Below are 26,224 nucleotides of genomic sequence, written 5' to 3' on the forward strand. Positions count from 1 at the left end.
TTGAGGTTGTGCCGCCTTTTATATGACGGACAACCTCTGTACGCGCTCGCGCTCTCAGAACGTCTGCCAGTCCCCTTCCGCGCTCGCGGTCGCTGCATGCGTCGGCGCAGGTTTCGGCGCTGTCTTCGCTGAGGCGCGAGGCTTGGTCGGCGCTGGAGCGCGAGGTTTGAGAGCGACGCGAGACGCGCTCGTTGGCTTCGCCGCCGTGGATACCGGAACCGCGCGCGCAGCCGCTGCATCCACCTTGAATACAGCGACGAGATCACGCAACGAAGCCGACTGCGACGCCATGGACTGCGCGGCCGCCGATGCTTCCTCGACGAGCGCCGCGTTCTGCTGCGTCATTTCATCCATCTGCATGACTGCGGTGTTGACCTGTTCGATGCCATGATGCTGCTCGCCCGATGCCGAGCTGATCTCGCCCATCAGATCGGCCACGCGCTTCACGGCCTGCACGATCTCCGTCATCGTGCGGCCCGCGTTGTCCACGAGCGCCGAACCATTGTTCACGCGCTCCACGGACTCGGTGATCAGATCCTTGATCTCCTTTGCGGCCGTCGCGCTGCGCTGTGCAAGCGTGCGCACTTCGCCCGCCACCACCGCGAAACCGCGACCTTGTTCGCCTGCGCGCGCGGCTTCCACTGCCGCATTCAATGCGAGGATGTTGGTCTGGAACGCGATGCCTTCGATGACCGAGATGATCTGCGCGACTTGCTCCGAGCTGCCGGCCCGGTTACGAACCGTGTGGCTGCAGTCCGTCCGTCTGCGGTTATTCGCCGGCTTGCACCGCTGAATCGAACGTCCGCAGGCGCGCATGAGTCTTCACGACCCTCAACCGCCCTTCTCCCCCACGTACCGACGACGACGGCTTTCAACGCTACAACGGCCATTCGACATTCAGCTATCGAGGCCCGAACGAAGACCGCAGCTATACGAACGTCATTCGAGCAACGATGCGATCCACATCTAAGTTTCCAACTCGAAGTCTGCATAAGACGCCCCGCTCTCCGTTTATCTGCTCGACGAGCGCGAAGCCAGGTAACGTTGTGGCGCCTCTCCCGTGACCTGACGAAACATGACGATGAAAGCACTGGCACTGCGATAGCCAAGCTTCTTCGAAACTTGCGTCACAGGCTGTCCCAGCGTAAGGAGCGTGATTGCCTCCGCGACTCGTATCTGCTGACGCCATGCGCCAAAGGTCAATCCAGTCTCGGCATTCAGATAGCGCGCCAATGTTCGCCCGCTGGTGTGAAACTGCTCGCCCCAGAAATCGAGCGTCAGTTCGCTCGCCGGGTCGTTCATCATGTGCTCGCAGATCTGCAGCAGCCGTGCATCGCGCGGCAATGGCACGCCGGGCTCGGCGAGCGCGGGCGTCTCTCTCAACACCTTCAGCAACAGCGGCGCGCTGAGCGAGGCATGGCTTCCCTCGGCGTATCGCTCGCCCGCGGCGCCCAGCACGATGGCCAGCTCTCTCATCAACGGCGACACTGCAATCACGGCCGGTTGATGCCACGACCACGGAAACACACGCGGCTCGAAATACACACTGCATAGTTGCGTGTCGCCGACCGCGTGCAGTTCGTGATCGACATCGGATGGCAGCCAAACTGCGCGCGACTGCGGCAGCGTCCAGGTGCGCGAGGGCGTGAGCACGCGCACGACGCCGCGCACGGCGAACACCAGTTGTCCGTGCTTGTGTTGATGCCAGGTTATACGCTCGCCATGACGATAGTCGACGAGGGTCGCCATCACGTCTCGCGACAGCGGGACGCGTTCGATCGGATAGCGTTTGAGCAGGAACTCTTTCATGGTCGCGAAAAAGTGGTCGCAAAAAAATATCGACAAAACACCAATAGTTGTCAGAAATTCGATATTCGGTGTCGGCCTGATTTTTCGACGAAACGCTAAACTCGTCGTCACTCAACACTTAGCGCCGACCCATCGGTTGAAATGTTAATGGTTCGCATTCTCGCATTTTTGTCGCCGCCCAATGCGCTTTGCGGGCAGCCGCCTGCCTTGGCTGCTTTCAACGAGGGTGTGCGCACGTGTCTCTGATAGCCTCGTCGATCCGCAGCGCGCGCGGGTTGTTGCCTGTCGCGCTGGTCGTCAGTCTCGTCAGCGGCGCGGCGAACGCGGCGCTCGTCGCGCTGATCAATCAGGCGCTGCGCGCAACCGGCGACGAACTACTCACGCTCGGCGTGCGCTTCGCGGCGCTGGGCGTCGTGGTCATTCTCACGCGGGTCGTTTCGCAGATGCTGTTCATGTATCTTGGACAGCACGCCAAGGCGAGGTTGCGCTTGCAGACGATCGGCCGCATCGCGGGCGCGTCGTACCGCGATCTCGAACGATGCGGCGCGTCGCGCGCCATCAACGCGCTCACGCAGGACCTCGACACCATCGTCGTGTTCTTCATCAGTCTGCCGTCGATCGTCATGCAGGGCGCGGTGATCGCGGGTTGTCTCGTCTATCTCGGCATGCTGTCCCTGCCGATTCTGCTGTTCGCGCTCGTCGCGATCGGCGCGGGATCGCTCGGCACGCATCTGATCGGCTCGCGGGCGCTTCTCCATCTGCGCGATTCGCGGCAGCGTGAAGACGGCCTGTTGCAACGCTTTCGCTCGCTCTTCGACGGCGCGAAGGAACTGAAGCTGCATCGCGCGCGTGCCGAAGCGTTCGTCGCGCGTGATCTCGCCCCGCATGTCGAAGCGGTGCGCGCGCAGCGCACGCGCGGCTACATGCTGCACGCGTTGGCCGCGAGCTGGGGCAATCTGCTGCTGTTCGGCTTCGTCGGCCTGACCCTCTTCGTGCTCGCGCGTCTCTTCGATGCCGACGCGCACGTGATGTCCGGTTACGCGCTCGTCTTCCTTTACCTCATCATGCCGGTCGAAGGATTGCTGGCGGCCCTGCCCGCCATTGGCAGCGCGCGGATCGCGTTCGAGCGCATCGATCAGCTCGAACAAGCCCTGCCGCCCGAGCCCGCAAGCGCCTCGCTCGACGCCGACGCGTTCGCGAGCATTACGCTCGAAGGCGTCGAACATCGCTACGTGCGCGAAGCCGAGGACGGTTTTTTCACGCTCGGACCTATCGATCTGACGTTCCGGGCGGGCGAACTCGTCTATCTCGTGGGCGGCAACGGTAGCGGCAAAACCACGCTCGCGAAGGTGCTGGTCGGGCTGTATGCGCCGGAGTCGGGACGCATCGTCATCGACGAAACGGTGGTAGACGACGGCAATCGCGCCGCTTACCGCCAGCTTTTCTCCGTCGTCTTCAGCGATTTCCATTTGTTCGATTCGCTGCTCGGCCTGCCCGCGCACAGCGAGGCCACGGCGCGCGCGCTGCTCGTGGCATTGCAACTAGAGCACAAGGTGCGCATCGACAACGGCCGTTTTTCGACGCTCGATCTGTCGCAAGGCCAGAGGAAGCGTCTTGCCTTGCTGGTGGCGTTTCTGGAAGACCGCCCGTTCTATCTCTTCGACGAATGGGCCGCCGACCAGGACCCCGCGTTCAAGGACGTCTTCTATCGCGTGCTGCTGCCGCAACTGAAGGCGCGCGCCAAGACGGTGCTCGTCATCACCCACGACGACCGTTATTTCGATCTCGCCGATCGTATCGTCAAGCTCGACAGCGGTCAGGTGAGTTCCACGAAAAAGGCGGCGCTCGCATGAACGGCCACGTCTACCAGACGGCGTACGCGACCGCGACGCCGCCCGCCTTCTCGCTCGAAGGCGTGTCGCGCTCGGCGGGCGGGCGCACGCTCTTGCATCCGCTGGATCTGCATATCGAACCGGGCCGCGTGACGGGGCTTGTCGGGCACAACGGCTCCGGCAAATCCACGCTCGTCAAGCTGCTCGCAGGACAGATTGCGCCGGATACGGGCGTCGTCCGATGCGCGGGCCGGCCGCTCGCCGACTGGAGCACGCGCGAGTTCGCGCGTGAAGTCGCCTGGCGTCCGCAGCAGACGCCATCGACCGATGGCATGACGGTGCGCGAGCTCGTCGCGCTCGGCCGCTATCCGTGGCACGGCGCGCTCGGGCGCTTCACGGCCGGCGACGCCGCGCACGTCGACCGGGCGATGCAAGCCGCCGATGTTCATTGTTATGCCGACCGCACCGTGGACAGCCTGTCGGGCGGCGAGCGCCAGCGCGCGTGGATCGCGATGCTGGTCGCGCAGAACGGGCGCTGCATGCTGCTCGACGAACCGACGTCGGCGCTCGATGTCGGCCATCAGCTGACCGTGCTCGAACTCGTCAGGACGCTGTGCGCCGAGCGCGCGATGACCGCTGTCATCGTCATGCACGACATCAACATGGCGACGCGCTTCTGCGACCGGATCGTCGCGTTGCGCGAGGGGCGTCTGCTGATGCGCGAGGACGCGGCGGTCATCGTCGATCCGGCGCGGCTCGAAGCCATCTACGGCGTGCCGATGTCGGTTACGACCGATGCGTCCACCGGCCGCCGCATGTGTTTTCCGTCATGAAGTCGCCACCGAGACGCGCGCTGCTGCGAGGCGCCGCCGCGCTGCTCGCGTTCTCGCGCGCCGCGCGCGTCGTGGCCGGACCGGCGCCGCGACGTATCGTCGTATTGAACTGGGAGCTGACCGAGACGCTGCTCGCGCTCGGGCGCGCGCCGGTCGGCATTCCGCTGCCCGCGTGGTATGCGAACACGATCGCGGTGCCGCCGCTGCCGTCCGATGTCGCGGATATCGGCCTTCTCTATCAACCCAATTTCGATGCGCTGCTCGCGCTCGCGCCAGACCTGCTGATCGTCACGCCCGCGCATGCGGGACTGCTCGCGCCGCTGCGGCGTATCGCCCCGACGCTTACGCTCGGCGCGTATATGACCGACGGGCATCCCTACGCGAGCCTGTGCGCCGAAACCCGCGTGATGGCCGATGCCTTCGACGCCCGCGCCCGGGCCGACGCGCTCTTCGCGTCGACCGAGCGCGTCATGAGCGACATCGCGGCGCGCGTGCCGCGCGGCCGGCCGGTGATCGTCGCGGACGTGATCGACGAGCGGCATCTGCGCGTGTACGGCGCGGGCAGTCTCTTCAACGATGTGCTCGCAAAGATCGGGCTGTCGAACGCCGCGACTGCGCGCGTGCGCTGGACGACGAACGCGATGGGTTCCACCGTCGTGCCGTTGCCCCGTCTCCTCGAAGCCGCCGACGCCGATATCGCGTTGACTCGGCCGCTCGCGCCCGACATCCGCGCGGCGCTGACGGCGAGCCCGCTCTGGCGCGCGCTGCCAGCGGTCCGCGAGAAGCGCGTGGCCGTGTTGCCGGTGATCGCCCCGTACGGCGGCCTGATTTCGATGCAACGCTTCGCGACCGCGATGGCGAATGCACGCGCCATCATCGATAACGGCGGAGGTGGGCTTGCGTAGCAGCCGCGTCGCGCTCACTCGCCCGTCGGCGCCGCCACGCGACTGGCGGCTTGCACTTTTCGCCGGCCTGATGCTGCCCGCCGCGTGCCTCGCCGCGTTGCATTTGCATGGCGCGCTCGACGGCGCATCGTTCTGGAAGGCGCTCGTTTCGCCCGATCTCACCGACATGCGCGACGTGCTGGTGCACGAGAGCGTGCTGCCGCGCATCGCCATGACGCTGCTGTGCGGCACGGCGCTCGGGCTTGCGGGCGTGCTGGTGCAGCAGGTGTTGCGCAATCCGCTTGCCGAACCGATGACGCTCGGCATCTTCCCCGGCGCGTATCTCGGGCTCGCCGTCGTGAGCGTGTGGCTGCCGGGCTGGCTCGCAGCGGGTCGCGAAACCATCGCGCTCGCGGGTGGCGCGCTGGCAATGATCCTCGTGCTCGGCCTGGCATGGTTGCAACGCATGTCGTCGCTTGCCGTGATTCTCGCGGGCATGGTGGTGAATTTGTACTGCGGCGCGATCAGCCTCGCGATCGGCGTCATGCATTTCGATCTGCTGCAAGGCTTGCAAATCTGGGGCGGCGGCGCACTCGATCAGACCGGCTGGCGAAGCGCCGCGCGCGTTGCGGCGAGCGTGGGCGGTTGCGCGCTGGCGTCGGCGCTGCTGCATCGACCGCTGCAACTCTTCGATGCCGGCGATGCCACCGCTCGCAATCTCGGCGCCGCCGTCGGCTGGATGCGCGGCGCGGCGCTGCTGGTCGCGGTCGTGCTCACGGCGAGCGTGGTGGCGCAGGTCGGCGTGATCGGGTTCGTCGGATTGGCGGCGCCGCTCCTCGCGCGGCTCACGGGCGCGCGCCGCCTGCGCGACCGGCTCGTGTGGGCGCCGCTTTTGGGCGCCGCCCTGCTCTTTCTCACCGACGAACTCGTGCGCATCGTCTCGCAGGGCGAGCTGTTCTCGGCGCATCTGATTCCCACCGGCACGGTCACGTCGATGATCGGCGTGCCGCTCCTGGTCGTCCTGCTGCCGCGCCTTCGCACCACGCCGGACATCCGCGAAACGCATGACCGCGGCACCTCGCCGCACGCCGTGCGCACGATGCCGCTCGTATGGGCAGCGCTCTTCGCGATCACGTGCGCGTTGTCGTTCGTCGTCACGCGCGGACCGGACGGTTGGCGGTTCGCGCATCCGGCCGACATCGACGCGCTCCTCTTCTGGCGCGTGCCGCACCTGCTGGCCGCACTCGCAGCGGGCAGTCTGCTGGGCGCGGCGGGCGCGCTGTTGCAGCGCATGACCGCGAATCCGATGGCAAGCCCAGACCTGCTCGGCGTCGGCTCGGGCGGCATGTTCGGCGTCGTCGCGGTGCTGCTGATCGCGGGCAGCTTCGAACCGGCCGCGCTGTTCGCGGGAAGCGTGGCCGGCGCGTGCACCACGCTCGGCCTGCTGCTCTGGCTCGGGCGGCGCGCGCGGTTCGCGCCAGAGCGGTTGCTGCTCGTCGGATTGTCGATCAGCGCGCTGTTCCAGGCGGTCGTCGGCGCGGTCATGGCGAGCGGCGATCCACGCGCGGGCGTGCTGCTCGATTTGCTGGTCGGGTCGACCTACTACATCGAGCCGGCGATGGCATTGCTCATGGCCGTGCTGGCGATGTCGGTACTCGCCGTGGCGCCGCTGTTCGCGCGCTGGCTGGCGGCGCTCGGCGCCGGTCCGCAGGTGGCGGCGAGCATCGGCGTGCCGGTCGGGCGCGCGCGCTTCGGCCTGTTGCTGCTCGCGGCGGTATCGACGGCGGCGGCGACGGTCGTGGTCGGACCGCTGTCCTTCGTCGGGCTGATCGCGCCGCATATCGCGCGGCTCTCGGGCGGGCGGCGTCCGCTGCCGCAGGTCTACCTCGCAGCGATGCTCGGCGCGCTGCTGATGGTCGTTGCGGACTGGCTGGGACGGCAGATTCCTTATCCGGAGCAACTTCCGGCCGGTCTCGTCGCGACACTGCTCGGCGGTCCGTGGCTCGTCATGCTGATCCTGCTGCGCGGTGCGCGGCAAACATGACGGTTGCATCGAAGTCGATAGAACGGGGCCGCGCGTGCCTCGCACCATACAACCAATGTCCCCCATCCGATTCAAGCCCGCATGCAGCGGGACGACGCCGTTTGTCTATTCAACGATGGGATGAGAAAACATGAAAAGAGGGAATGACCCGCGCGGCGCGATGCCCGCGCCGACGACGGGATGGCACGTGCGCGCGCCGCGCATGACGCCGCTTGCGCTCGCGCTTTTGACGATGCTCGGCGCGACGTCGCCGCCCGCACGCGCGCAAAACCCGGCGGGCAGCGATGTGACGTTGCCCGCCGTCGTGGTGACCGACAGCACCGGCGCCGATGCGACGACCGAAGACAGCGGCTCGTACGCCGCGAAACGCGCGACCATCGCGGGCAAGAGTGCGCAATCGATCAAGGAGACCCCGTATTCGGTTTCCGTCGTCACGCGCCAGCAAATGGACGACCGCAACGACACGACCATCGAAGAAGCCTTGCGCTACGTGACGGGCGTCAGTTCGGTCAGCTACGGCGACGGCACGGCTTATTTCCGCGCGCGGGGCTCACAACTTGGCATCGAATTCGATGGCACGCCCATCGTCAGCGGCCTGCAATATCTCACGCAATTCGACCTCGCGATGTACGACCGCGCGGAAGTGTTGCGCGGACCGGCCGGCGTGATCGACGGCGCAGGCGAGCCCGGCGGCGTCGTCAATCTCGTGCGCAAACGGCCGCAAAATCAATTCCATCTGACGACCGACACACAAGTCGATTCCTTCGGCAGCGTGCGGCAGATGATCGACGTCACCGGACCGCTCAACAAGGACGGCAGCCTGCGCGGGCGTGCGGTGATCGTCGGCGAGGCCGGGCATCAATCGATCGACCGGGCGCGCAGCAAGGAGTTCATGGCCTATGGCGCGATCGACTACGACTTCACGCCGCGTACGACGCTCTCGCTCTCGGGCGGCTACGAAGTCCTGCCGATGTACGGCCTCGACTACGGCGCGAGCGGCGTGCTCAATGCGGATCAGACCGCACTCGTCGGCCGCGTGCCGAGTTCGTATGCACAGAACTTCAGCCCGAGCTGGAACACGTCGTACACGTCGATTCAGGAAGCCAACGCGAACCTCGTGCATCGCTTCGAAAGCGGCTGGAAGTCCTCCACGACGTTGTTCTACCGGCACATGCTGACGCGGGCGTACTACGCGTACTCGGGACCGGGCGCGACCACCGATGGCCTCAGCTTCTACGGCGATCAGAATCAGCGCAACACGTACGACTGGTTCGGCGCGGACAGCAACGTGTCCGGTCCCATCCGGCTCTTCGGGCAGACGCACACGTTGACGGTCGGCGCAAATTATTCGGTGATGTCGTCGACGGCGCTCTCGGGCTTCCAGTCCGTCGATGGCCCGTTCGACGGCGGCACCTTCAGCCTGTTCGATCCCAACGCCGTGCCGCAGGTCGATACGCCCTTCAGCTTCGGCACGAACGAGCGCACCGTCCAGTACGGCATCTACGCGCAGGCGCGCATCAAGCTCGCGAATCCGCTGACGCTCGTGCTCGGCGCGCGCGAGGCGTTCGTACAGGATCGCACGCAATCGACACTGCCCGACCTCTCGGACTGGGCGACGAACTCGCAGATCAACCATCGTTTTCTGCCGTCGGCGGGACTCGTCTGGGATATCGTGCCGGCGGTCACCGCGTACGCGAATTACGCGCGCTTCCTCGACGCCCAGACGCAGACGACATTCTCCGGCGCGGGCATTCCACCGCGTTCCGGCGAGCAATACGAAGTCGGCGTGAAGAGCAGCGTGCTCGGCGGACGCCTGAATACGAACATGGCGCTGTTCCGTATCAACGACAACAACCGCGCGGTCGACGATCCCGATCATCAGTTCTATTACCTTGCCGCCGGCAAGGCACGCAGTCAGGGCGTCGAACTCGAAGTCACCGGACAGCCGATGCCGGACTGGAACGTCTATGCGGGCTACACGTACCTGAACGAGCATTTCGAGAACGATGCGCCCGGCCTCACCGATGGCACGGACCCCAAGCATCTCTTCAAACTGTGGACGCGGTATCAGTTTACGCAGGGCGTCATGCGCGGGGTATCGGTCGGCGGCGGCATGCTCGCGCAGACACGCATATCGCGCGGCGTCGAACAGGGCGCGTATGCCATCTTCGATGCGCAGGTCGGATATCGCTTCAACAAGCATCTCGAAGCGACACTGCAGTTGAACAATATCTTCGATCGCGGCTATTACATTCGCCCACCCGGCCAGTTCTACAGTGTATTCGGCGACAGGCGTAACGTCATGTTGAGTGTGCGGACCGACTTCTAAATTTACGATGACGCTTGGGTGACTGTCGGGACGGAAGCACTGACCTTCCACCGTCGGGTTGTCCGCAGACAGGCGATGATCGCCATCGGCTGTCTGCTTCTGAGTAACATAAAGAATCAGCAAGAATTTCGTGAGACGAAGTCACCGCAAACGACATATAACGGAAGTTGGTAAGTCTCGGTCAAAGATTCTCAGTGACACCAAGCAACGCAAGTTGGTGCTCAGCAGCCGCCGTCATCCAACCCAGCAACCTAGAGTAGACTGCAACCTCAACATCAAAAACCCCCGCACCTCGGTCCTCACTGTTGGGAGCACTTCAAATGAAAGTTCTCGTAGTGGACGATTACACCGATACCACCGACATGCTCGCCGAAATCGCGGGGTCCATGGGTCATGCGGTCACTCGCGCCTACACCGGCACCGAGGCGCTGAAAGCGGCCGCAGGTGAAGGCGCGTTCGAACTCATTCTTCTGGATATCGGGCTTCCCGATATCAATGGCCACGCTCTGTGCATGCGACTCCGCGCATCCGAGAAATATGCCTCCCGGCGCATCTTCTCGCTGACCGCACACGACGACATCCACGAACATTTCGATATGTCGTGCTTCGATGGACACTTGTCCAAACCGCTATCCGTCGCCGCCATCGAATCGTTGCTGTCGGGAAAGAAAGCCGAAGAGCCGGTTCGCTAATCGAAACTCCGTCGCTTGCACCATCGTGCGCTTCGACGTATCGAACCACGGTGCAGACGATCAAATCAGGGAGGCCGCAGTGCCAGACATCAATGGATTCGCTGACGACCGTTCCGATCACAAACTCGAATCGTTACGCCCACTCGCCGATTATCTGGAACGCGCGCTCGACAAGGCGACAAGCGTCGTCCTTATTCGGCATACCGCCGACGTTTGCACGGTCTATCTCGGCGACCCATCCGGGCCCAAGGAAGAGTTGAAACAAGTAGGCTCGATTCCAAAATCGCTCGCCGATGAAATGCTGGAACTGACCTCGTCAGGTGCAAATCGAATCGAAATCGACGAGCAGTCGTATCGCTTCGTGCGCAGCTTCACGCAGATCGACGACACAGCCGCCATCGTCTTCAAGGCTGACTAATCGCCGCTGCTACTTCAACTGCATCAAGCAACGGAGGCGTCAGTTGAGCAACGCTTTGGATGCGATTCTGGCGCAGACGTGGAGCCATCTGCTTTCAGGCGCCAATCCCGGCCGCGAGCGTTCCGCCTACACGTTGATGCAGTTCGCGACCGTCGGGCTCGATGGCGCGCCGAAACTGCGCACGGTCGTAATGCGGCGTGCCATCCAGGACCGCGCGCTTGTGAGCTTTCACACGGACGTGAGATCGGAAAAGGTCGCTGAGATCGAACAGGAGCCGAACGTCTCCGCGCTTGTCGGCGACTGGAGTGCCGGCATCCAGATTCGACTCGAAGGGCGCGCGCAACAAGTCATCGACGACGACGAAAGACTCGCCGTGTGGAATGCGAGCCGCCCCGGATCGCTCGCGCTTTATCGCGCGCCGTTGCCTCCGGGAACACTAGTGGACAGTCCGCCCGATGCGCGCCCGAAGCCCGACGACACAACAGCGCACACTCAGACGGATGGCTTCGAACACTTCTGCCTCATCGACGTCATCGTCAGTAAGATCGATTTCCTCGACGTCTCGGGCGAAATGCACCGGCGCGCAAACTTCTGGCTCGAACGCAACGAGTGGCACGGTCATTGGATCGCGCCATGAATGCGACCAACCTCGACTTCATGCGTGTGAAACGAGCGGCAAGCGAATAATGAAGACGCAACCGTGGCCAGGAATGTCCTTCACTTCCACGGTTCCCCTCAAAGTTTCTACGTTGCGCCTCACAATAGTCAGTCCTAAGCCCAGTCCGCTGCGATCCGCATTGAATTGCACGAAAGGATCGAACATCGACTCGCCGTTCTTACAAGGAAGTCCTCCGCACTGATCGTGGATTTCAATAAAGACGTCGTGATTCACATAGATTCTCAACGCGACCGCGCTTTTCTCCTTGGTGAACTTGAACGCATTCTGTAAGAGGTTGATTATCGCCTCATACAACAGGTCGCGATCTCCACGAACCTTGATGAGCGCGTCGACCGGAGTAACGGAAAAGCTTTTTCCACGGGCTGTCGCGTCCACTCGCGCCGCTCCCTCGATTTCGAGGATTAATGGAGCAAGACTGAAGATAACGTCGTCATAACGTACGGTCGCCGGGTCTGCGGAGTCGCGAAGCATTCGATCAGTCAGCTTGCCGAGTCGCAAAAGACTACGCTCAGCAAGTAGTCCGGTGGCTCCTTTCGCGCTGAGATTTCCTCTTTGTAAAGCGGTGAATGCAAGCAGCGTAGTGTGGATCAGATTGCGCATCTCGTGCGCGAGCATTCTGTTCTCATCGGTCTGCGTCTGAGCGCCGCTATTCGTGCGCGCGTTGTCTCGCGCGGCTGAATAAGCCATCACGGCATTGGCAACCGCCGTATCGATGCACAGATTGAGTATTCGAAACTCCTGTACCGTGAAAGGCGCATCCCGTTCTACGGCCAGTTCGGTAATCGCCTGGCATAGATCGCCGTAACCTACTACGATGTCTTCGATCTTGAGTCCCGTTCCGAATAGCACCCTGCCTGCCTCGCGTGCGGTTCTGCCTATCGGGGTATCGTTCGATCTACCCCGTTCGGGAAGCCCCGTTGTCGAATTCTGAGTTTCGGCGGTGCGGTGCTGGCGCAGAAGTTCGGTAATTTGCGTAAGCAGTTCGGGAAGGACGATCTTTATATCCGCCATCGCCGGAGATTCAGCGTTCCGCTTGAAAGTCATGATGCGGCAACGTTCAAGCAAGATGCTTCGATTATTCTTGAGAAACTCGTGCATCATGGCCCTGCTCCTGATGAAGTCCAAAGCCAGGAAGCGTCCTTCAGGGAGACGATCTCGCCTGCATCGACAAGGATCGATCAGACCTTGACCGCCCGCCTTGAAACTTCGTTGGTCAAACTAATGTCGCGTTGTCGTTCGAACCGTATCGTCTTTCTCTTGTTGTGGGCGACGGTTTCACCGCTGGACTAGCGCAATCGCTATTCCCGTGCCGTGCTCCCGTGCCCATAAATAACAGTTTGGCGACCTCCCGCAGGCAACGACTGATAATCGGCGATTTCGGCTGACGCACGACGAGAAGCGAGCGAATAACGCCCGCTCGCGTTCACACCAACTCGGCTCCCTGCGCCGTTTACCGACCGGCATGACGCCGCTCGGAACGCCGATTGCTCTTTCGTCGGTCCGTATGTGGTTCCAAAAGGAGAAGCTAAATGGCAGGCGACAGTTCGTACAAGCCCGGTGAAATCGTCAAAGTATCGGGCATTTACTCAGTGGTCTATGAGGACGGGAAAGATACCTTCGAAGTCACCTGCGTCGAGGGCGAACATTTTCCGCCCACGCGAAACGGAAAAGGCGCGCACTTCGAGCTGAAATACGGAGCGACGCATTCGCACAAGCATGAAGCGTTGAAGGAAACTCAAGCGCAAGCCTGAGCGCATATAAGGTATTGGTCGCGGTACGTCCTACAGACTCGGGACGCACCGCGAACACTGCATCGGCGGATTAAAGCGCTCGTGCCTTGTTTTCGCGCGGCATAAGGAAAGCCAGCACGGCCGCGACGATAAATAACGCAGGCACATCGCCGAGCAAATGACCGACGTGGCGCGTGCCGTCCATCTCGGCGCCGAACGACTGCACAGCCATGATTGCGCCGTGCACGACGCTCGACCATACCGTGAACCAGATCAGGCTCAGATGCTTCATCGGGTTGCGCGATGCCATCAGTAGAAACACGCCGAGCGTCGCGTAGATGCCGACGATCATCAGCGGGTAGTCCGAATGGCTGCTTTGCCAACTCCATCCGGAAGGCCACAGGATCATGAGCGGCCATAACGCGAAGATGGCGATTAAACCCACGGCAATCAGCGCGATGCGCAAGGCGGCGAGTCGTCGGGCGTCGTTCATCATGCGCTCCCAAAGAAGGCGTGCTTGTCGCACACGATACTCCCGCGCACCGCTCCCTACTCGGCGGCTCCTTCGCATCGGCAACGTAGTCGAGCGTCTGCGCGCCTGACGGACAATTACTCGTAGCGCTCCGTCACAGAACGCCGTCCCCGGAACGATAGGATCATCACAAAACCGGTCGATATTGTTGCGATTCTCTCGTTCAGAACACGAAAACTAGGGCTATCTGTTATTGACGCACCATTTACATGATGCGAAGATCACAACACAACACGCGGCCCGACCGCGAAAACATAAGAATTCGTCTATTTGACGAAGGAGACATCAGGATGAGTCAGCCGGTCGCGGCCGCTTCATCGCCGCCAAATCCGTTGATCCGTGTAACCGGCGTCACCAAAAGGTTCGGTGGCGTCCAGGCGCTGCGCGGCGTCGATCTCGAAGTTCTGCCGGGCGAAGTGCACGCGCTGCTCGGCGAAAACGGCGCGGGCAAGTCCACGCTCATCAAGATATTGAGCGGCGTCCATGCCTACGACGAAGGATCGATCGAAATCGCGGGCAGCCGGGTCGCATTCGAATCGCCCGCAAAGTCGCGCGAGGCAGGCGTTGCCGTCGTGTATCAGGACTTGAGTCTGGTCGAATCGTTGTCCGTCGGCGCCAACCTCATGCTCGGGCGCGAACCGCGCACGCGCCTCGGCTTCGTCCGGCAACGCGAACTCATGGCCCAGGTCAGCACCTTTTTGCGCGAGCACGATATTCCGCTCGATCCGCGCGTGCCCGTGGATTCCTTGCCGTTCGCCTATCGCCAGATGACGGAGATTTGCAAGGCGCTGATGGGCGACGTGCGCGTGCTGATTCTCGACGAACCCACGTCCGCGTTGACAGGCGGCGAAGAACGGATTCTCTTCGACGCCATTCGCACCGTGACGGCGCGCGGCGTCGGCGTGATCTACGTGACGCATCGGCTGAACGAGGTCTTTCGCATCTCGCAGCGCGTGACCGTGTTCCGCGATGGTGCAAACGCCGGAAGTTTCGCCACCGCCGAGACCGACATGAAGCAGCTCGTCGCGGCTATCGTCGGCCCGCGTCATGCGGCCATGCAGGCGCGTCAGCAAACCTCGGCGGGTGCGGCGGCGCAAACCAAAGTCGCGATGGCCGACCGCGCTGCCGATGCGCCCGTGCTGAAGCTGTCGAAGGTAAGCAACGCGCATCTTTGCGCCGTCGACTTGTCCGTGAGCAAGGGCGAAGTGCATGGCATTGCCGGACTGATCGGCAGCGGCCGCACGGAAATTCTGCAAACCATCTTCGGTCTGCTGCCCGTGGAATCCGGCAGCATCGATCTCGACGGCGAACCGCTCGGCGCGCGCAATCCCTCCGATGCAATCCGGCGCGGCGTCGCGCTCGTGCCTGAAGACCGTCATGTGCAAGGGCTCGTGCTCGATCATTCGATCGAACGCAATCTGACCTTGCCGCGCCTGCCGCGGTTTTCGAGCTGCGGATGGCTGCGCGCGAAAGCCGCCGCGCAACAAGCACGCGTCGCGATGAAGCAGCTTTCCGTGAAAGCGCCCGATGCATCGACACACGTGAAGTTTCTCTCGGGCGGCAACCAGCAGAAGGTCGTATTCGCGAAGTGGAATCATCCGCGCCCGAAGTTGTTGTTGCTCGATGAACCCACGGTCGGCGTCGATGTCGGCGCGCGCGAGGAAATCTACGGCGTGGTACAGGACGCGGCGCGCGCAGGCACGGGCGTCGTGGTGGTGTCGTCGGATCTGGACGAACTGCTGCGGCTCTGCGACCGCATTTCCATCGTCGCCAATGGCGCGATTACACGCACTGTCGAGCGCGCCGAGATTCGTCACGCGGAAGAACTGCACCATCTCATACAACTGGCCCGCCCTACCGAAGAGCCCGCAACATGAACGAGTCTGTTTCGCCGATGCCCGCCGAACAACAAAGCGCCCAGCGTCATTCGCGCGCACGGCGCATTGCGCAGCTACTGCTGCAGGGCGACCGCCCCTACATGCTGTACTTTGCGTTCGCGATTCTGCTGGTGGTGTTCAGCTTCGCGTCGCCGTGGTTTCTCTCCATCGACAACTTCCTCAACATCGGCCGCCAGACGGCGCTCGTGTCGATCATCGCTATCGGCATGACATTCGTGATCATCGCGCGGCAGATCGACTTGTCGGTGGGATCGTCGCTCGCGCTGTCCGGCATGGCCGCCGCGCTCGCGATGTCGCATATCGGCGATAGCTGGGTCATCGGCGCGATCGCGGGCATTGGCACGGGCGCGATCGTCGGCGCGATCAACGGTCTCGTCACGACGCGTTTGAACATTCCCTCGTTTCTCGTGACGCTCGGCAGCTTGAGCGCGGCGCGCGGACTTGCATTGATGGTTACGACGACGCGGCCCGAGATCATCACGAACGATCATTTCATTGCGATCTTCGGCGAAGGCGACATTGCAGGCGTGCCGGTGCCGATCATCTGGACCTTGCTTGCCGTGATCGGCGGCATTCTGCTTCTGCATTACAGCGTGTTCGGCCGGCAAATCTATGCAGCCGGCGGCAATCCCACGGCCGCGCTCTACTCGGGCATCAACATTCGCCGCGTGACGACGCTCGCATTCGTGCTGACGGGCGCGCTTGCCGGCCTCGCCGCGCTCGTCTTGTCCGCGCGTTCGCATGCGGCGCGCCCGGACGTCGTGCAGGGCATGGAACTCGACGTGATTGCCTCCGTCACGCTCGGCGGGTGCAGTCTCTTCGGCGGACGCGGCTTCATTCTAGGCACGCTGCTAGGCAGTCTCATCATCGGCACGCTGAATAACGGGCTCGTGCTGCTCGGCGTGAGTTCGTCGCTGCAACTCGTCATCAAGGGCGCGATCATCGTCGCGGCAGTCGCGTTCACGCGCAAGTAGGTTTGGTTTCCCGCGCAGATCGACATCGCGTGAGAGACCACGAAAGGCAAGTCAAAAAAGCAGGAGACGAAGTACAACGCGACCAATGGAGGAAAGACATGAACTATCGTCGTGGATCAGGTGTAAAGCTGGCGAGTGTCGCGGCGGCGACTGCCATGGCTCTGTGCTGTGCGCAGGCGTTCGCGCAATCGTGCGAAAAGCTGAATGTGGCGTCGATCGGGCCAACGGGCATCGTCGGCCAGGGACCGAATGGCGAGAAGGCGGCAGCCGTCGATGCCGTCAAGCTGACCGATGCCGAAGCCGCCAAGGTCAAGGCCGGCAAGTTCAAGGTCGGCATTTCGATGCAGACGATGAACCTCGACTGGTCGCAACTTCAAGTGCAAGGCATTACGGATACGCTCAAGAAGTACGGCGTGGAAGTGATCGGCACGGCATCGGCCGAGTATCAGGTCGACAAGCAGATCGCCGATATCGAGAACACGATACAGCGCCATCCGGACGGCATCATCTCCATTCCCGTGGATGGCACGGCAACGGCCGCGACCTACAAAAAGGTCTCGCAGGCGGGCATCAAGCTCGTGTTCATGGACAACGTGCCAACCGGCCTCAAGCATCCCGAGCAGTACGCGGCCATGGTCTCGGCCGATAGCGAAGGCAACGGCCAGATCGCGGCGAAGGTGCTTGCGTCGTGCGTGCCGAAAGGCGGCACGGTCGGTCTCGTGAACTTCGGCGTCGATTACTTCAGCACGACGGAGCGGACCAAAGCCGTCAACGACTGGCTGAAGAAGAATCGCGCGGACATCAAGATCAAGCAGGTCGCGTTCACCGATCCGTCGAAAGTCGGGCAGATTGCGGGCGACTTTCTGACGGCGAATCCGGACGTCAAGGGCGTGTTCGCCGTGTGGGATCAGCCCGCGCTGGACACGCTTACGTCGATGCGCGCGCAGGGTATCAACACGCCTGTGACGACGGTGGACCTGGGGCTCGAATCGGCAATCGAGATCGCCAAGGGCGGTCCGCTCAAGGCGACGGGCTCGCAACGTCCGTACGATCAGGGCGCAGCCGAAGCCATGGCGATGATGAAGGCGCTGATCGGCCAGACACCGCCCGCGTGGATCGGCGTGCAGTCGCTGCCGGTCGTGCAGTCGAATGTGCTCGAGTCTTACAAGACCGTGTTCAAGAAAGACCCGCCGCCGCAATTGGCCGATGCCTGCAAGAAGGCGGCGCCCGCTTGCGGTTGATCTCCTGACCGATAGTCAGCGCGGTACTGCGAGAGCGAAGCCTTTGCGGGCTTCGCTCTTTTTGCGTGAGGCTCGTCCGATGAAGCACCGCCGTATGCAAAGTACGCGTTTGCACGATCCCGCCTACAATCGAGCGACACCAAGATTCGCATCGATCCTCATCACAGGCACATCTCCATGCAAAAACGAGCACTTATCATCGGCGCGACGGGTATTGTCGGCGGCAATCTCGCGGAACATCTTCTAACGCTCGACGACTGGCACGTAACCGGTCTTTCGCGCGGCCGCTCGGCCCTACGCGAAGGCGTTGAATCCGTGACCGCCGACCTGACTTCAGCGGAGTCGGTCAGCGAAGCACTCAACGGGCAGCACTTCAGCCACGTGTTTTTCACGGCATGGGCGCGGCAAGCCACCGAGAAAGAAAACATCCGCGTGAATGGCGCCATGGTGCGACATGTACTCGATGCGCTTGGACCCACCGGCAAGCTCGAACATGCCGCGCTCGTGACCGGCCTCAAGCACTATCTCGGCCCGTTCGAAGCATATGGTAAAGGCAAGGTGCCGCTCACGCCGTTTCGCGAGGAACAAGGGCGGCAGGACGTCGACAACTTCTATTACGAGCAAGAAGACAAGGTCTTTGAAGCCGCGAAGAAATATGGCCTCGGCTGGAGCGTGCATCGGCCGCATACGATCATCGGCTTTGCGCTCGGCAACGCCATGAACATGGGCGTCACGCTTGCCGTGTACGCGACGCTTTGCAAGGAAACCGGCGCACCGTTCGTGTTCCCCGGCTCATCCGCGCAATGGAACAGTCTCACGGACATGACCGATGCACGCCTTCTGGCGCGTCATCTCGAATGGGCATCGACTTCGCCCAATGCGCGTAACGAAGACTTCAACGTGGTCAATGGCGATGTCTTCCGCTGGAACTGGATGTGGTCGCAGCTCGCAGAATACTTCGGCATCGAGGCCGCGCCGTTCGATGGCGAAACGCGTCCGCTCGAATCGCGCATGCAGGACGCGCCGCGTTTGTGGGCCGAGATCGCGGCGCGCTTCGGTCTTATTGAAGCGAACGTGGAGAAGCTGGCTTCGTGGTGGCATACCGACGCTGACCTTGGCCGGCCAATGGAAGTGCTCACCGATATGACTAAGAGCCGCAAAGCCGGATTTCTCGACTATCAAAGCACGCCTGATTCATTCTTTGAGTTGTTCGAGAAGCTGAAGGCGGCGAAGGTTATTCCTGGCTAAGGTTCGTACATCGGGCAGGCCATCGAGACCGATGGCCTGCCCTGTGATGTTGCCGCCGCTGGCGACGCCAGCGCTTCCCGCAGACGCGGCAATCGTGCATTCCACGCGTTCGCGAAGAATCACGCCGCAACTGCTCGACCGCTTACGAATGCGCGCTCGCCGCACCGCCTTCGGTCACACGCGATGCACTCACATCTTCGCGTCGAATCGCTCTTGCGAACACCGGAATGAGCGCCAGTCCAAGCACGGACGCCCCGAGAATCACCATGAAACCCGAATCGCTGCGGCCCGTGATGGTCTCGGTCATACCGAACAAATACGGCCCGACGAAACCGCCGATCAACCCGACGGTGTTGATGAAAGCAAGAGCCGCCGCCGCCTGAATGCCTTGCAGTCGCTTCATTGCGATAGCCCAGTACGAAGGCAACACGCCGCCCGCGAAGAACGCCGTGACCGCGAGCAACACCATGCGCGCCGCGGGAACAGATGTCGCGACGAACACGCATCCGGCCGCGACGAGTCCCGCCGTCAGAATGCCGAGATACACGCAGTCGTTGCCGTAGCGCCGATGAATGCGCGGCAAGATCAACACGCCCAGCAGAAAGCCGATACCCACGCTGCTCGACAACAAGCCGACGATAAACGGCGTCTTCACATGCATCTGCTGAATCATTGCAGGCGTGAAGAAGTAAAGCCCGACGAACGCCACCTGATTCAAGAAATAGATGAGGCCGATGAGCACGGTCGTCGGCCGCTTGATCGCGGCGAGCCAGTCTTCCGAAGTGAGTTCGGAATGACCGTGCGTATCGATGACGGCGCGTGCTTCCAGCACTTGCGCTTCATCGGTCGAAAGCCAGCGGGCATCGCGCGGACGCTCCGGCAGCTTGAAGTAGAGCAGCACGCCCGCCAGCACGCTCGGGATGCCTTCGATCATGAACATCCATTGCCAGCCGTGCAGACCGCCCATGCCGCCCAGTTGCATCAACGCGCCGCCGAGCGGATTGCCAAGAACGAGTGCAAGCGCGGGCGCCGTGTAGATCCAGCCGACCGCGATAGGCCGGTCGGCGGGCGCGAACCACAACGTCACCATGTACATGAGCGCCGGAAAGAGCCCGGCCTCGGCGATGCCCAAGAGCACGCGCAGCGCATAGAACGACCATTCGCCTTGCACGAACATCATCGCGGTGGAAAGAATGCCCCAGCTCACCGCGATACGCGCGATCCATCGCCGTGGACCCACGCGATGCGCCGCGAGATTGCTGGGCACTTCCAGCAACGCATAGCCGATGAAGAAGATGCCGGAGCCGAGCCCATATGCCGCCGCGCTGATGCCGACATCGGCGGCAAGCTGCGCCTTTGCAAGCGCGACGTTCGTGCGATCGAGAAAGGACATGAAGTAGATCGCGCACATGAGCGGGATCAGCTTCAGCATCGCCTTCTTCGTCGCCACGCGATGCAGCGCATCGATACTGTCTTTGACCAAGCCGTGGTTCATGTTGTCTCCTGATAAGTCCGCTGCTGTTCTTTTATGTGGCAGCGTTGAGCATGGGATTCAGAGCGTGACTTCGTCGCGTCCCTTGAGACCGAGCATTCGCCGTGCATCGGCAGGCGTTGCGATCTCGAACGAAAGCTCTTCCAGAATGCGGCGAATCTTTCTGACCTGCTGCGCGTTCGATTCGGCCTTTACGCCCTTCGCGATATACACGCTGTCCTCCAGACCCACGCGCACATTGCCGCCAAGAATGGCGCTCATGGTGACGAGCGGCATCTGATGACGTCCGGCGCCGAGCACCGAGAAGTGATAGTTGTCGCGTCCGAAGAGACGATCCGCGGTTGCGCGCATGACCGTCATATTCTCCGGATCCGCGCCCATGCCGCCGAGAATGCCGAACACGGATTGAATGAAGAACGGCGGCTTGACGAGCCCCTGATCGACGAAATGCGCGAGATTGTAGAGATGCCCAAGGTCGTAGCATTCGAACTCGAAGCGCGTGCCCTTGTCGCCGAGTTGCTGGAGGATTCGCTTGATATCCCTGAAGGTATTGCGAAAGATCATGTCCTCCATGCCTTCGACGTAGTCCTTCTCCCAGTCGTAACGCCACGTCGACATCTTCGCGGCGAGTGGATGAATCGAGAAGTTCATCGAGCCCATGTTGAGCGAGCACATCTCCGGCGCGGCATGCAGCGGATAAGCAAGCCGTTCTTCGAGCGTCATGCGCGTGCTGCCGCCTGTCGTGATGTTGATGACAGCGTCGGTCGCCTCCGCGATGGCCGGCGCGAACTGCCTGAAGATATCGAGGCTTGGCGTGGGCCTTCCGTCTACGGGATCGCGCGCATGCAGATGGATGATCGCGGCACCCGCCTCGGCTGCTTCGATTGCCTGATCGCGAATGTCCGCGGGCGTGAGCGGAAGATATTCCGACATCGACGGAACGTGGGTCGCGCCCGTGACGGCGCACGAAATGATGACCTTGCGGGCCGGATTGCTCATCTGACTATCCTTGTCTCCATTGAGTTTTCATCGGGTCTCGATGCCGCCCGTATCGACGGACGAACTCTTGTGACACTGATAGTAGTGAGATAGCATCTCGTCGAAAAGGTCATTTTCGGACACACGGAAGTCCCGCGAGGACATTGCGAGGAGAGTCATGGCGACGACCCGCCCGCCGCTCAACGAGCGCATCTACGCGCCCTACAAGATCGCCGCGCTGGTCGAGGTGCTGGCGGAGCAAGGCATTGCTGCGGCGGACAGTCTGCGCGGCGTAGGCGTGAGCGCGGAGGAGTTGCAAGACGCTTCCGTGCTGACCTCCATCGGGCAATACGCTACCGTTTGCCGGAATGCAGTGGCGCTGTCGTGCGAACCGGCCACGCCGTTCAAGGTCGGCGGCAAGCTGCATCTGTCGGCTTACGGCATGTATGGATACGCGCTGATGTCATGTCTCTCGTTGCGCGACTACTTCAAGCTGGGCGTGCGGTATCACCGGCTCGCGACACCGACAGTCGCTATCGAATGGACCGAATATCCCGACAGAATGGTCTGGACTTTCCCGGATGCATTTATCTCGAGCCCATCGCGTGAACTGCGCGAGTTCATCATCGAACAGCAATACACGCAGCATGTGACGCATCTTCAGGATGTTGCGGGCAGCGTCTGTCCGCCGGTCAAGGCGTGCTTTTCGTATCCTGCGCCCGCGCACGCGGATATCTATCCGAAATATCTCGGCTGCCCGTGCTATTTCGATCAGCCGCAATGCGAGCTCGTCTACGACAGCGCCATTCTCGACCGCAAGCCGCAACTCGCGCACAAGCTCACGGCAGCGCTGCTACAGGAGACGTGCGACCGGTTGATTGGTCAGGCGAAGACATCGAGCGGTGTATCGGGTGAGGTGTATCAGGTCCTGATGAGCACACCCGGCGTTTTTCCGGGCATGGAAGCGGTCGCCGAATCGATGCATCTCACCACGCGCACGTTGCGGCGTCGTCTGGATGAGGAAGGGACGTCGTTCGTGGCTATCGTGGACGATGTAAAACGTTCGCTCGCACTCGAATATCTGAAGACGACGAAGATGAGCACCGACGACGTCGCGATGCTTCTCGGCTTCAGCGATGCGGCGAACTTCCGCCGCGCGCTCAAGCGGTGGACGGGCAAAGGGCCTGGCGAGCTGCGACGATAAATAATTGCGGACACATTCGCACTCTGCCGGTGCACTTCACTCAAAGCTTTCCCTTTTAGTTCGGTTACCTAAGGTGTAATCTGCAATTCCATTCGAGGCCTTGCAACCCGAAGGCCTTCGTCTACGGACCACGCTTCGGTCCTGAACTCGTGAGCAACCGCGAGGCAAAGATCATGGACGCAGACAATAAACCGGTCGGACATCAAGACCGGCTCGGTCCGGTAATCAGTCTTCTCTACGATGCCGCGCTCGACGACGCTCAATGGGCCGGCGTGGCTTCGGCCATTGCACGAGCGTTCGACGCCACGAGCGGCGTGCTCAAGACATGCGGCGGTCCTCGCGGTCCAAAGCTCGCAAGCGTGACCGACAATCTGCGTGTCGCGCCGAACGAACAGGCCTGGGCGGATTACTGGCATCGGAACGATCTATGGGTCGAACACTCCGCGCGGCTTCATCCGGGCGAAGTATTCACGAGCCAAAGCCTCATGCCCGATACGCAATTCGAGCGCACTGGCTTCTATCAGGACTGGACGCGGCGGCTCGATATTTATCATATGGTTGGGGTGCTGTTTCCCGTTGGCAATGGTGAGACAGGTGTGCTTGGCGTGCATCGGCCGCTTTCCGCAGGGCGTTTCGTAGAGAACGATCGTCAGGAACTGGGCGTGTTGTTTCCGCATGTGCGCCGCGCGCTCGGCTTGCGCGAACGGTTGCGCGACACCGCGCTCGCACAACGCGCGGCAGTGGATGCGCTCGATTGCATCGAGACCAGCGTGCTCGTGGTCGATGCATCGTGCATGGTCTTGTATGCGAACCGCGCTGCCGAGAATCTACTGGCTTCGTCATCCGAGATTCGCACGCATGCACGGCGCGTGTGCATGAACAGTCCCGCATTGAACAGCCGGCTTGCAAAGCTGATACGCGACGCCGTGCAAACCTCGAACGGCGCGGCTCACGCGGCTGGCGCGGCGCTCGCCGTGCCACGGCAAGGCAGATTGCCGCTCACCTTGCTCGTGGCGCCGTGGCGTGCCAATTGGGCGTCGGCGGATGTGTCACGCCCAGCGGCAAGCATTTTCATTCGCGATCCTGAGGTTTCCGGGGATTCCGCCACGCGCACGCTTCGGGACCTGTTCGGACTGACGCGCGCGGAAGCGGCGATAGCGGTCGCTATCGGCGAAGGACAATCGCTCGATCAGATTGCCGCCACGCTCGGCGTCGGACTCGGCACCGTGCGCTCGCATCTGAAGAAAGTGCTTGCCAAGACCGGCACCAGCAGACAAGGCGCGCTTGCCGCACTGGTGGCCCGTAGCGTCGCGAGCATTTCGCCTCATCCGTAAGCCCTCACGCATATCCTATTTGGGAGACGACTGCCCGCCCCGTCCGCCGTAGATTCATAGCGTCTCGCGTTCCGACCGCGTCATTCACGACCGAGCGCGATCACGACATGGCCGCCCTGTTCTGGGTGAGCCGCCCTGCGTTTTCATGCTGGCGCGACGAATCGTATCGCGAGGAGACCATGCATTACGAGCGGCCCGCGTCGGTTGATCGTCGCGTGGTCTTCGTGCTGTACATCCTTCATAAGATGCGGATACCAGGGCAATTCATCAGTCATTTGGGAGAGCGAACATGATTACCGCCCGGAATGCGGCGCGCGCTGGCGTCGTAGCAAGTTCGTTGTCGTTGCGCCGCACCGGCGTCGTGCTCGCCGGTTTCTGTTGTGCGACGCTCGCGCCCGATGCCTTCGCCGACGGCCTCAATTTCGGCCAGATCATGAACAGTCTGCGTGGCGGCGGAGCGAACCTTCATGTGCAACCGCTCGTCAACGCAGCGAAGGGACAATACGAGAAATACGAAGCAAAGGCGCAGTGCGACGACGTAAAAGCGTGGCTCACATCCGGACCGCTTCCCGCTGGCGGCGGTGGCATGAGTGCGGCGCAATCGCCGCAATCGGACCCGGCCGTGACAGCGCTGATTCAGGACGCGCGCTTTGCTCCCGTGTTCGGCAAGACCTACGATCAGATAGACCCGAAGATGCTGACGGAGTACACCAGCAAGATCTTGCCGCACTGTTTCAGCACGACCGGACCGCTCGCATCGATTCCGCCCGATCAGAAGGCCGCCGCCACTCGCGCGATGACTTCTTTCCGCTATAACAGCAATCTGCGCCTGCTCGCGCAGTCGCGCGCCGCGACTGGCGGACTCACGGAACTCGCGACGGAAGCGGAGTCGCTCAAAGCCGATGAAACGGGCCACGCGCGTTTGATCGAGATCGAAGCATCGGCGCAAAAGATTCTGCCGCAAGCACCCCGCGCCGAGCGCGATGAGTTCGCGAAACGCATGACGGTTGTCGAGCAACGCGTGGCGATACCTGTCGAGGACGCGCAGACGGCGCAGGCCATCGACAACGCGCGCGGTTATCCCGGCATGGTGGAACTGGCGAAGTTGTATCGCATGCAAAACCGGCCAGCGTTCTCCACGGCGCTCACGACATCGCGCAACGCCGAGATGGCGAAGATCGGCGTCGCGCTCAATCAGTTGGGCACGGCGCAGGAATCCGTCGAGCGGCAGAGCATCGATGCGCTCGGCACTGGCTTGGCCGGCCTGCAGCAGGGGCGTACGTGGAGCGTGGACTTCCGCCGGCGCTACGACGGCATGGAGCGTGTGCCGAGCGTTCAGGAAACCTACCAATATTTTCTGAGCCGGCGCGCCCAGGCGCTCGAAAGCTCGCGAGGAGAAATCGAGCAGCAGATCAGGCACGCTCGTTCGGGCGAGGAGATCGCGCAGATCAAGTCGCGTTATCTGATGGATAGCGATGCCAACGCGCCGGCCGGCGTGGCGATTGCCACAGCGATGGTCGCGCAGCAAGAAGACTTGCGCAAACGCAGCGCGCTCGGCGATGCTTACGAGGCATCGTCCGGCAACGACTCGGCGCGTCCGGTCGCTGTCGCCGATGCACAGCCGCGCGCCACATCGAAGTCATCCGAGCGGGCATCGCATTCGGGCGGCGAACCCACGGCGGCGGAAATGTACGATGCGGTCAACAATCGGGCGCAGGCCATCGCGCGAGGTATCTCGTCGCAAAACGAGCGTTGCCAGCAGGCCGACCGTTCAAGGCTCACGAGCGGCGATGCCATGCTCTGCCTGACCACCATGTTCATGGGCAGCAAGTCGGTGCGCGGTAACGAACCCATGCGGATCGACTCGTTTCAGAAGCTCGGTTGCGCGCCGGCATCGGGCAAGCCGGGTTATGTCTGCGACTATTCGATGAACATATCGGGCGGACCCGCCGATGCCATGCGTGGCATGTTCACGACGCTTGGCAGCGGTGGCGGTGAGACTTCCGAGGCGCGGTTTCTCAATGCGGGCGGCCACTGGATCATGCAGGTGGATGACAAGAAGGAGTAGCAGCC

21 protein-coding genes and 1 pseudogene are annotated in these 26,224 nt (G+C 62.3%); 16 read left to right on the forward strand and 6 right to left on the reverse strand.

Features of this window, described 5'->3' with window-relative positions; all coding sequences use genetic code 11:
• Nucleotides 1-54: 54 nt before the first annotated feature.
• Both P9250_RS02100 and P9250_RS02105 read right to left on the reverse strand, forming a co-directional pair.
• Nucleotides 55-723 (reverse strand): annotated as a pseudogene (locus tag P9250_RS02100) (methyl-accepting chemotaxis protein); the annotation flags it as partial.
• 288 nt (nucleotides 724-1,011) lie between these two features.
• A complete protein-coding gene (locus tag P9250_RS02105) occupies nucleotides 1,012-1,809 on the reverse strand; it encodes a helix-turn-helix domain-containing protein (protein ID WP_244831704.1) in 798 nt (265 codons plus the stop codon).
• A gap of 236 nt (nucleotides 1,810-2,045) precedes the next feature.
• Here P9250_RS02105 and P9250_RS02110 point away from each other — a divergent pair, with 236 nt between their 5' ends.
• The 8 genes from P9250_RS02110 to P9250_RS02145 all read left to right on the forward strand — a co-directional run bounded on the left by P9250_RS02110 (nucleotide 2,046) and on the right by P9250_RS02145 (nucleotide 11,478).
• The gene (locus P9250_RS02110; RefSeq protein ID WP_310390841.1) at nucleotides 2,046-3,662 is read left to right on the forward strand and encodes a cyclic peptide export ABC transporter; all 1,617 of its coding nucleotides are present in this window, start codon (nucleotides 2,046-2,048) and stop codon (nucleotides 3,660-3,662) included.
• Nucleotides 3,659-4,474, forward strand: a complete 816-nt coding sequence (locus tag P9250_RS02115) for an ATP-binding cassette domain-containing protein (RefSeq protein WP_310390842.1) — start codon at nucleotides 3,659-3,661, stop codon at nucleotides 4,472-4,474. The genes P9250_RS02110 and P9250_RS02115 overlap by 4 nt, the downstream gene beginning before the upstream one ends.
• Complete coding sequence (locus P9250_RS02120; RefSeq protein WP_250469645.1) at nucleotides 4,471-5,379, forward strand: ABC transporter substrate-binding protein; 909 nt, start codon at nucleotides 4,471-4,473, stop codon at nucleotides 5,377-5,379. The genes P9250_RS02115 and P9250_RS02120 overlap by 4 nt, the downstream gene beginning before the upstream one ends.
• Complete coding sequence (gene fhuB / locus P9250_RS02125; RefSeq protein ID WP_409014799.1) at nucleotides 5,366-7,402, forward strand: Fe(3+)-hydroxamate ABC transporter permease FhuB; 2,037 nt, start codon at nucleotides 5,366-5,368, stop codon at nucleotides 7,400-7,402. Before P9250_RS02120 ends, fhuB begins: the two co-directional genes overlap by 14 nt.
• A gap of 130 nt (nucleotides 7,403-7,532) precedes the next feature.
• Nucleotides 7,533-9,731, forward strand: a complete 2,199-nt coding sequence (locus P9250_RS02130) for a TonB-dependent siderophore receptor (protein WP_310390844.1) — start codon at nucleotides 7,533-7,535, stop codon at nucleotides 9,729-9,731.
• 320 nt (nucleotides 9,732-10,051) lie between these two features.
• The gene (locus P9250_RS02135; RefSeq protein ID WP_244831710.1) at nucleotides 10,052-10,423 is read left to right on the forward strand and encodes a response regulator; all 372 of its coding nucleotides are present in this window, start codon (nucleotides 10,052-10,054) and stop codon (nucleotides 10,421-10,423) included.
• Nucleotides 10,424-10,502: 79 nt separating this feature from the next.
• On the forward strand, nucleotides 10,503-10,841 hold the full coding sequence (locus P9250_RS02140; protein ID WP_244831711.1) for a hypothetical protein: 339 nt from the start codon (nucleotides 10,503-10,505) through the stop codon (nucleotides 10,839-10,841).
• A 43-nt stretch (nucleotides 10,842-10,884) separates the two neighbouring features.
• On the forward strand, nucleotides 10,885-11,478 hold the full coding sequence (locus P9250_RS02145) for a pyridoxamine 5'-phosphate oxidase family protein (RefSeq protein ID WP_310390845.1): 594 nt from the start codon (nucleotides 10,885-10,887) through the stop codon (nucleotides 11,476-11,478).
• A gap of 18 nt (nucleotides 11,479-11,496) precedes the next feature.
• On the opposite strand, the gene P9250_RS02150 is transcribed toward P9250_RS02145, so the two are convergent.
• On the reverse strand, nucleotides 11,497-12,621 hold the full coding sequence (locus tag P9250_RS02150) for a sensor histidine kinase KdpD (protein WP_250509151.1): 1,125 nt from the start codon (nucleotides 12,619-12,621) through the stop codon (nucleotides 11,497-11,499).
• 428 nt (nucleotides 12,622-13,049) lie between these two features.
• Here P9250_RS02150 and P9250_RS02155 point away from each other — a divergent pair, with 428 nt between their 5' ends.
• Complete coding sequence (locus P9250_RS02155) at nucleotides 13,050-13,271, forward strand: YjzC family protein (RefSeq protein ID WP_244831714.1); 222 nt, start codon at nucleotides 13,050-13,052, stop codon at nucleotides 13,269-13,271.
• Between the two features lie 70 nt (nucleotides 13,272-13,341).
• Here P9250_RS02155 and P9250_RS02160 read toward each other — a convergent pair whose 3' ends face one another.
• Nucleotides 13,342-13,746 carry a DUF6632 domain-containing protein gene (locus tag P9250_RS02160; RefSeq protein ID WP_310390846.1) on the reverse strand — a complete coding sequence of 135 codons (405 nt, stop codon included), beginning with the start codon at nucleotides 13,744-13,746 and terminating at the stop codon, nucleotides 13,342-13,344.
• A 326-nt stretch (nucleotides 13,747-14,072) separates the two neighbouring features.
• Between P9250_RS02160 and P9250_RS02165 the strand changes: the two genes are divergently transcribed.
• The 4 genes from P9250_RS02165 (at nucleotide 14,073) to P9250_RS02180 (ending at nucleotide 19,143) form a co-directional block, all read left to right on the forward strand.
• On the forward strand, nucleotides 14,073-15,659 hold the full coding sequence (locus P9250_RS02165; protein WP_310390847.1) for a sugar ABC transporter ATP-binding protein: 1,587 nt from the start codon (nucleotides 14,073-14,075) through the stop codon (nucleotides 15,657-15,659).
• Nucleotides 15,656-16,654 carry an ABC transporter permease gene (locus P9250_RS02170; RefSeq protein WP_310390848.1) on the forward strand — a complete coding sequence of 333 codons (999 nt, stop codon included), beginning with the start codon at nucleotides 15,656-15,658 and terminating at the stop codon, nucleotides 16,652-16,654. The genes P9250_RS02165 and P9250_RS02170 overlap by 4 nt, the downstream gene beginning before the upstream one ends.
• A 98-nt stretch (nucleotides 16,655-16,752) precedes the next feature.
• Complete coding sequence (locus tag P9250_RS02175; protein WP_244831718.1) at nucleotides 16,753-17,895, forward strand: substrate-binding domain-containing protein; 1,143 nt, start codon at nucleotides 16,753-16,755, stop codon at nucleotides 17,893-17,895.
• Nucleotides 17,896-18,072: 177 nt separating this feature from the next.
• On the forward strand, nucleotides 18,073-19,143 hold the full coding sequence (locus P9250_RS02180; protein ID WP_310390849.1) for an SDR family oxidoreductase: 1,071 nt from the start codon (nucleotides 18,073-18,075) through the stop codon (nucleotides 19,141-19,143).
• Nucleotides 19,144-19,285: 142 nt separating this feature from the next.
• Here the strand turns inward: P9250_RS02180 and P9250_RS02185 are convergent, their stop codons facing one another.
• Together P9250_RS02185 and P9250_RS02190 are read right to left on the reverse strand one after the other, a co-directional pair.
• The gene (locus tag P9250_RS02185; protein ID WP_310390850.1) at nucleotides 19,286-20,638 is read right to left on the reverse strand and encodes an MFS transporter; all 1,353 of its coding nucleotides are present in this window, start codon (nucleotides 20,636-20,638) and stop codon (nucleotides 19,286-19,288) included.
• A gap of 57 nt (nucleotides 20,639-20,695) precedes the next feature.
• A complete protein-coding gene (locus P9250_RS02190) occupies nucleotides 20,696-21,634 on the reverse strand; it encodes a 3-keto-5-aminohexanoate cleavage protein (protein WP_250509155.1) in 939 nt (312 codons plus the stop codon).
• Nucleotides 21,635-21,791: 157 nt separating this feature from the next.
• Between P9250_RS02190 and P9250_RS02195 the strand changes: the two genes are divergently transcribed.
• The 3 genes from P9250_RS02195 (at nucleotide 21,792) to P9250_RS02205 (ending at nucleotide 26,219) form a co-directional block, all read left to right on the forward strand.
• Complete coding sequence (locus tag P9250_RS02195; RefSeq protein ID WP_250469655.1) at nucleotides 21,792-22,817, forward strand: AraC family transcriptional regulator ligand-binding domain-containing protein; 1,026 nt, start codon at nucleotides 21,792-21,794, stop codon at nucleotides 22,815-22,817.
• Between the two features lie 173 nt (nucleotides 22,818-22,990).
• The gene (locus P9250_RS02200) at nucleotides 22,991-24,151 is read left to right on the forward strand and encodes a helix-turn-helix transcriptional regulator (protein ID WP_250469656.1); all 1,161 of its coding nucleotides are present in this window, start codon (nucleotides 22,991-22,993) and stop codon (nucleotides 24,149-24,151) included.
• 289 nt (nucleotides 24,152-24,440) lie between these two features.
• Nucleotides 24,441-26,219, forward strand: a complete 1,779-nt coding sequence (locus P9250_RS02205; RefSeq protein ID WP_310390851.1) for a hypothetical protein — start codon at nucleotides 24,441-24,443, stop codon at nucleotides 26,217-26,219.
• The last annotated feature ends 5 nt before the right edge of the window (nucleotides 26,220-26,224 follow it).

The sequence above is a fragment of the Caballeronia sp. LP006 genome (genome assembly GCF_031450995.1).
In the GTDB taxonomy this organism is placed as follows: Bacteria; Pseudomonadota; Gammaproteobacteria; order Burkholderiales; family Burkholderiaceae; genus Caballeronia.

Excerpts from the sequence above, each read along its gene's own strand:
- P9250_RS02175 (WP_244831718.1), top strand. The coding sequence starts at position 16,753 with ATGAACTATCGTCGTGGATCAGGTGTAAAGCTGGCGAGTGTCGCGGCG.
- P9250_RS02200 (WP_250469656.1), top strand. The coding sequence starts at position 22,991 with ATGGACGCAGACAATAAACCGGTCGGACATCAAGACCGGCTCGGTCCG.
- P9250_RS02170 (WP_310390848.1), top strand. The coding sequence starts at position 15,656 with ATGAACGAGTCTGTTTCGCCGATGCCCGCCGAACAACAAAGCGCCCAG.
- P9250_RS02160 (WP_310390846.1), bottom strand. The coding sequence starts at position 13,746 with ATGATGAACGACGCCCGACGACTCGCCGCCTTGCGCATCGCGCTGATT.
- P9250_RS02180 (WP_310390849.1), top strand. The coding sequence starts at position 18,073 with ATGCAAAAACGAGCACTTATCATCGGCGCGACGGGTATTGTCGGCGGC.
- P9250_RS02150 (WP_250509151.1), bottom strand. The coding sequence starts at position 12,621 with ATGATGCACGAGTTTCTCAAGAATAATCGAAGCATCTTGCTTGAACGT.
- P9250_RS02130 (WP_310390844.1), top strand. The coding sequence starts at position 7,533 with ATGAAAAGAGGGAATGACCCGCGCGGCGCGATGCCCGCGCCGACGACG.
- P9250_RS02190 (WP_250509155.1), bottom strand. The coding sequence starts at position 21,634 with ATGAGCAATCCGGCCCGCAAGGTCATCATTTCGTGCGCCGTCACGGGC.
- P9250_RS02165 (WP_310390847.1), top strand. The coding sequence starts at position 14,073 with ATGAGTCAGCCGGTCGCGGCCGCTTCATCGCCGCCAAATCCGTTGATC.
- P9250_RS02155 (WP_244831714.1), top strand. The coding sequence starts at position 13,050 with ATGGCAGGCGACAGTTCGTACAAGCCCGGTGAAATCGTCAAAGTATCG.
- P9250_RS02115 (WP_310390842.1), top strand. The coding sequence starts at position 3,659 with ATGAACGGCCACGTCTACCAGACGGCGTACGCGACCGCGACGCCGCCC.
- P9250_RS02195 (WP_250469655.1), top strand. The coding sequence starts at position 21,792 with ATGGCGACGACCCGCCCGCCGCTCAACGAGCGCATCTACGCGCCCTAC.
- P9250_RS02205 (WP_310390851.1), top strand. The coding sequence starts at position 24,441 with ATGATTACCGCCCGGAATGCGGCGCGCGCTGGCGTCGTAGCAAGTTCG.
- P9250_RS02120 (WP_250469645.1), top strand. The coding sequence starts at position 4,471 with ATGAAGTCGCCACCGAGACGCGCGCTGCTGCGAGGCGCCGCCGCGCTG.
- P9250_RS02105 (WP_244831704.1), bottom strand. The coding sequence starts at position 1,809 with ATGAAAGAGTTCCTGCTCAAACGCTATCCGATCGAACGCGTCCCGCTG.
- P9250_RS02185 (WP_310390850.1), bottom strand. The coding sequence starts at position 20,638 with ATGAACCACGGCTTGGTCAAAGACAGTATCGATGCGCTGCATCGCGTG.
- P9250_RS02135 (WP_244831710.1), top strand. The coding sequence starts at position 10,052 with ATGAAAGTTCTCGTAGTGGACGATTACACCGATACCACCGACATGCTC.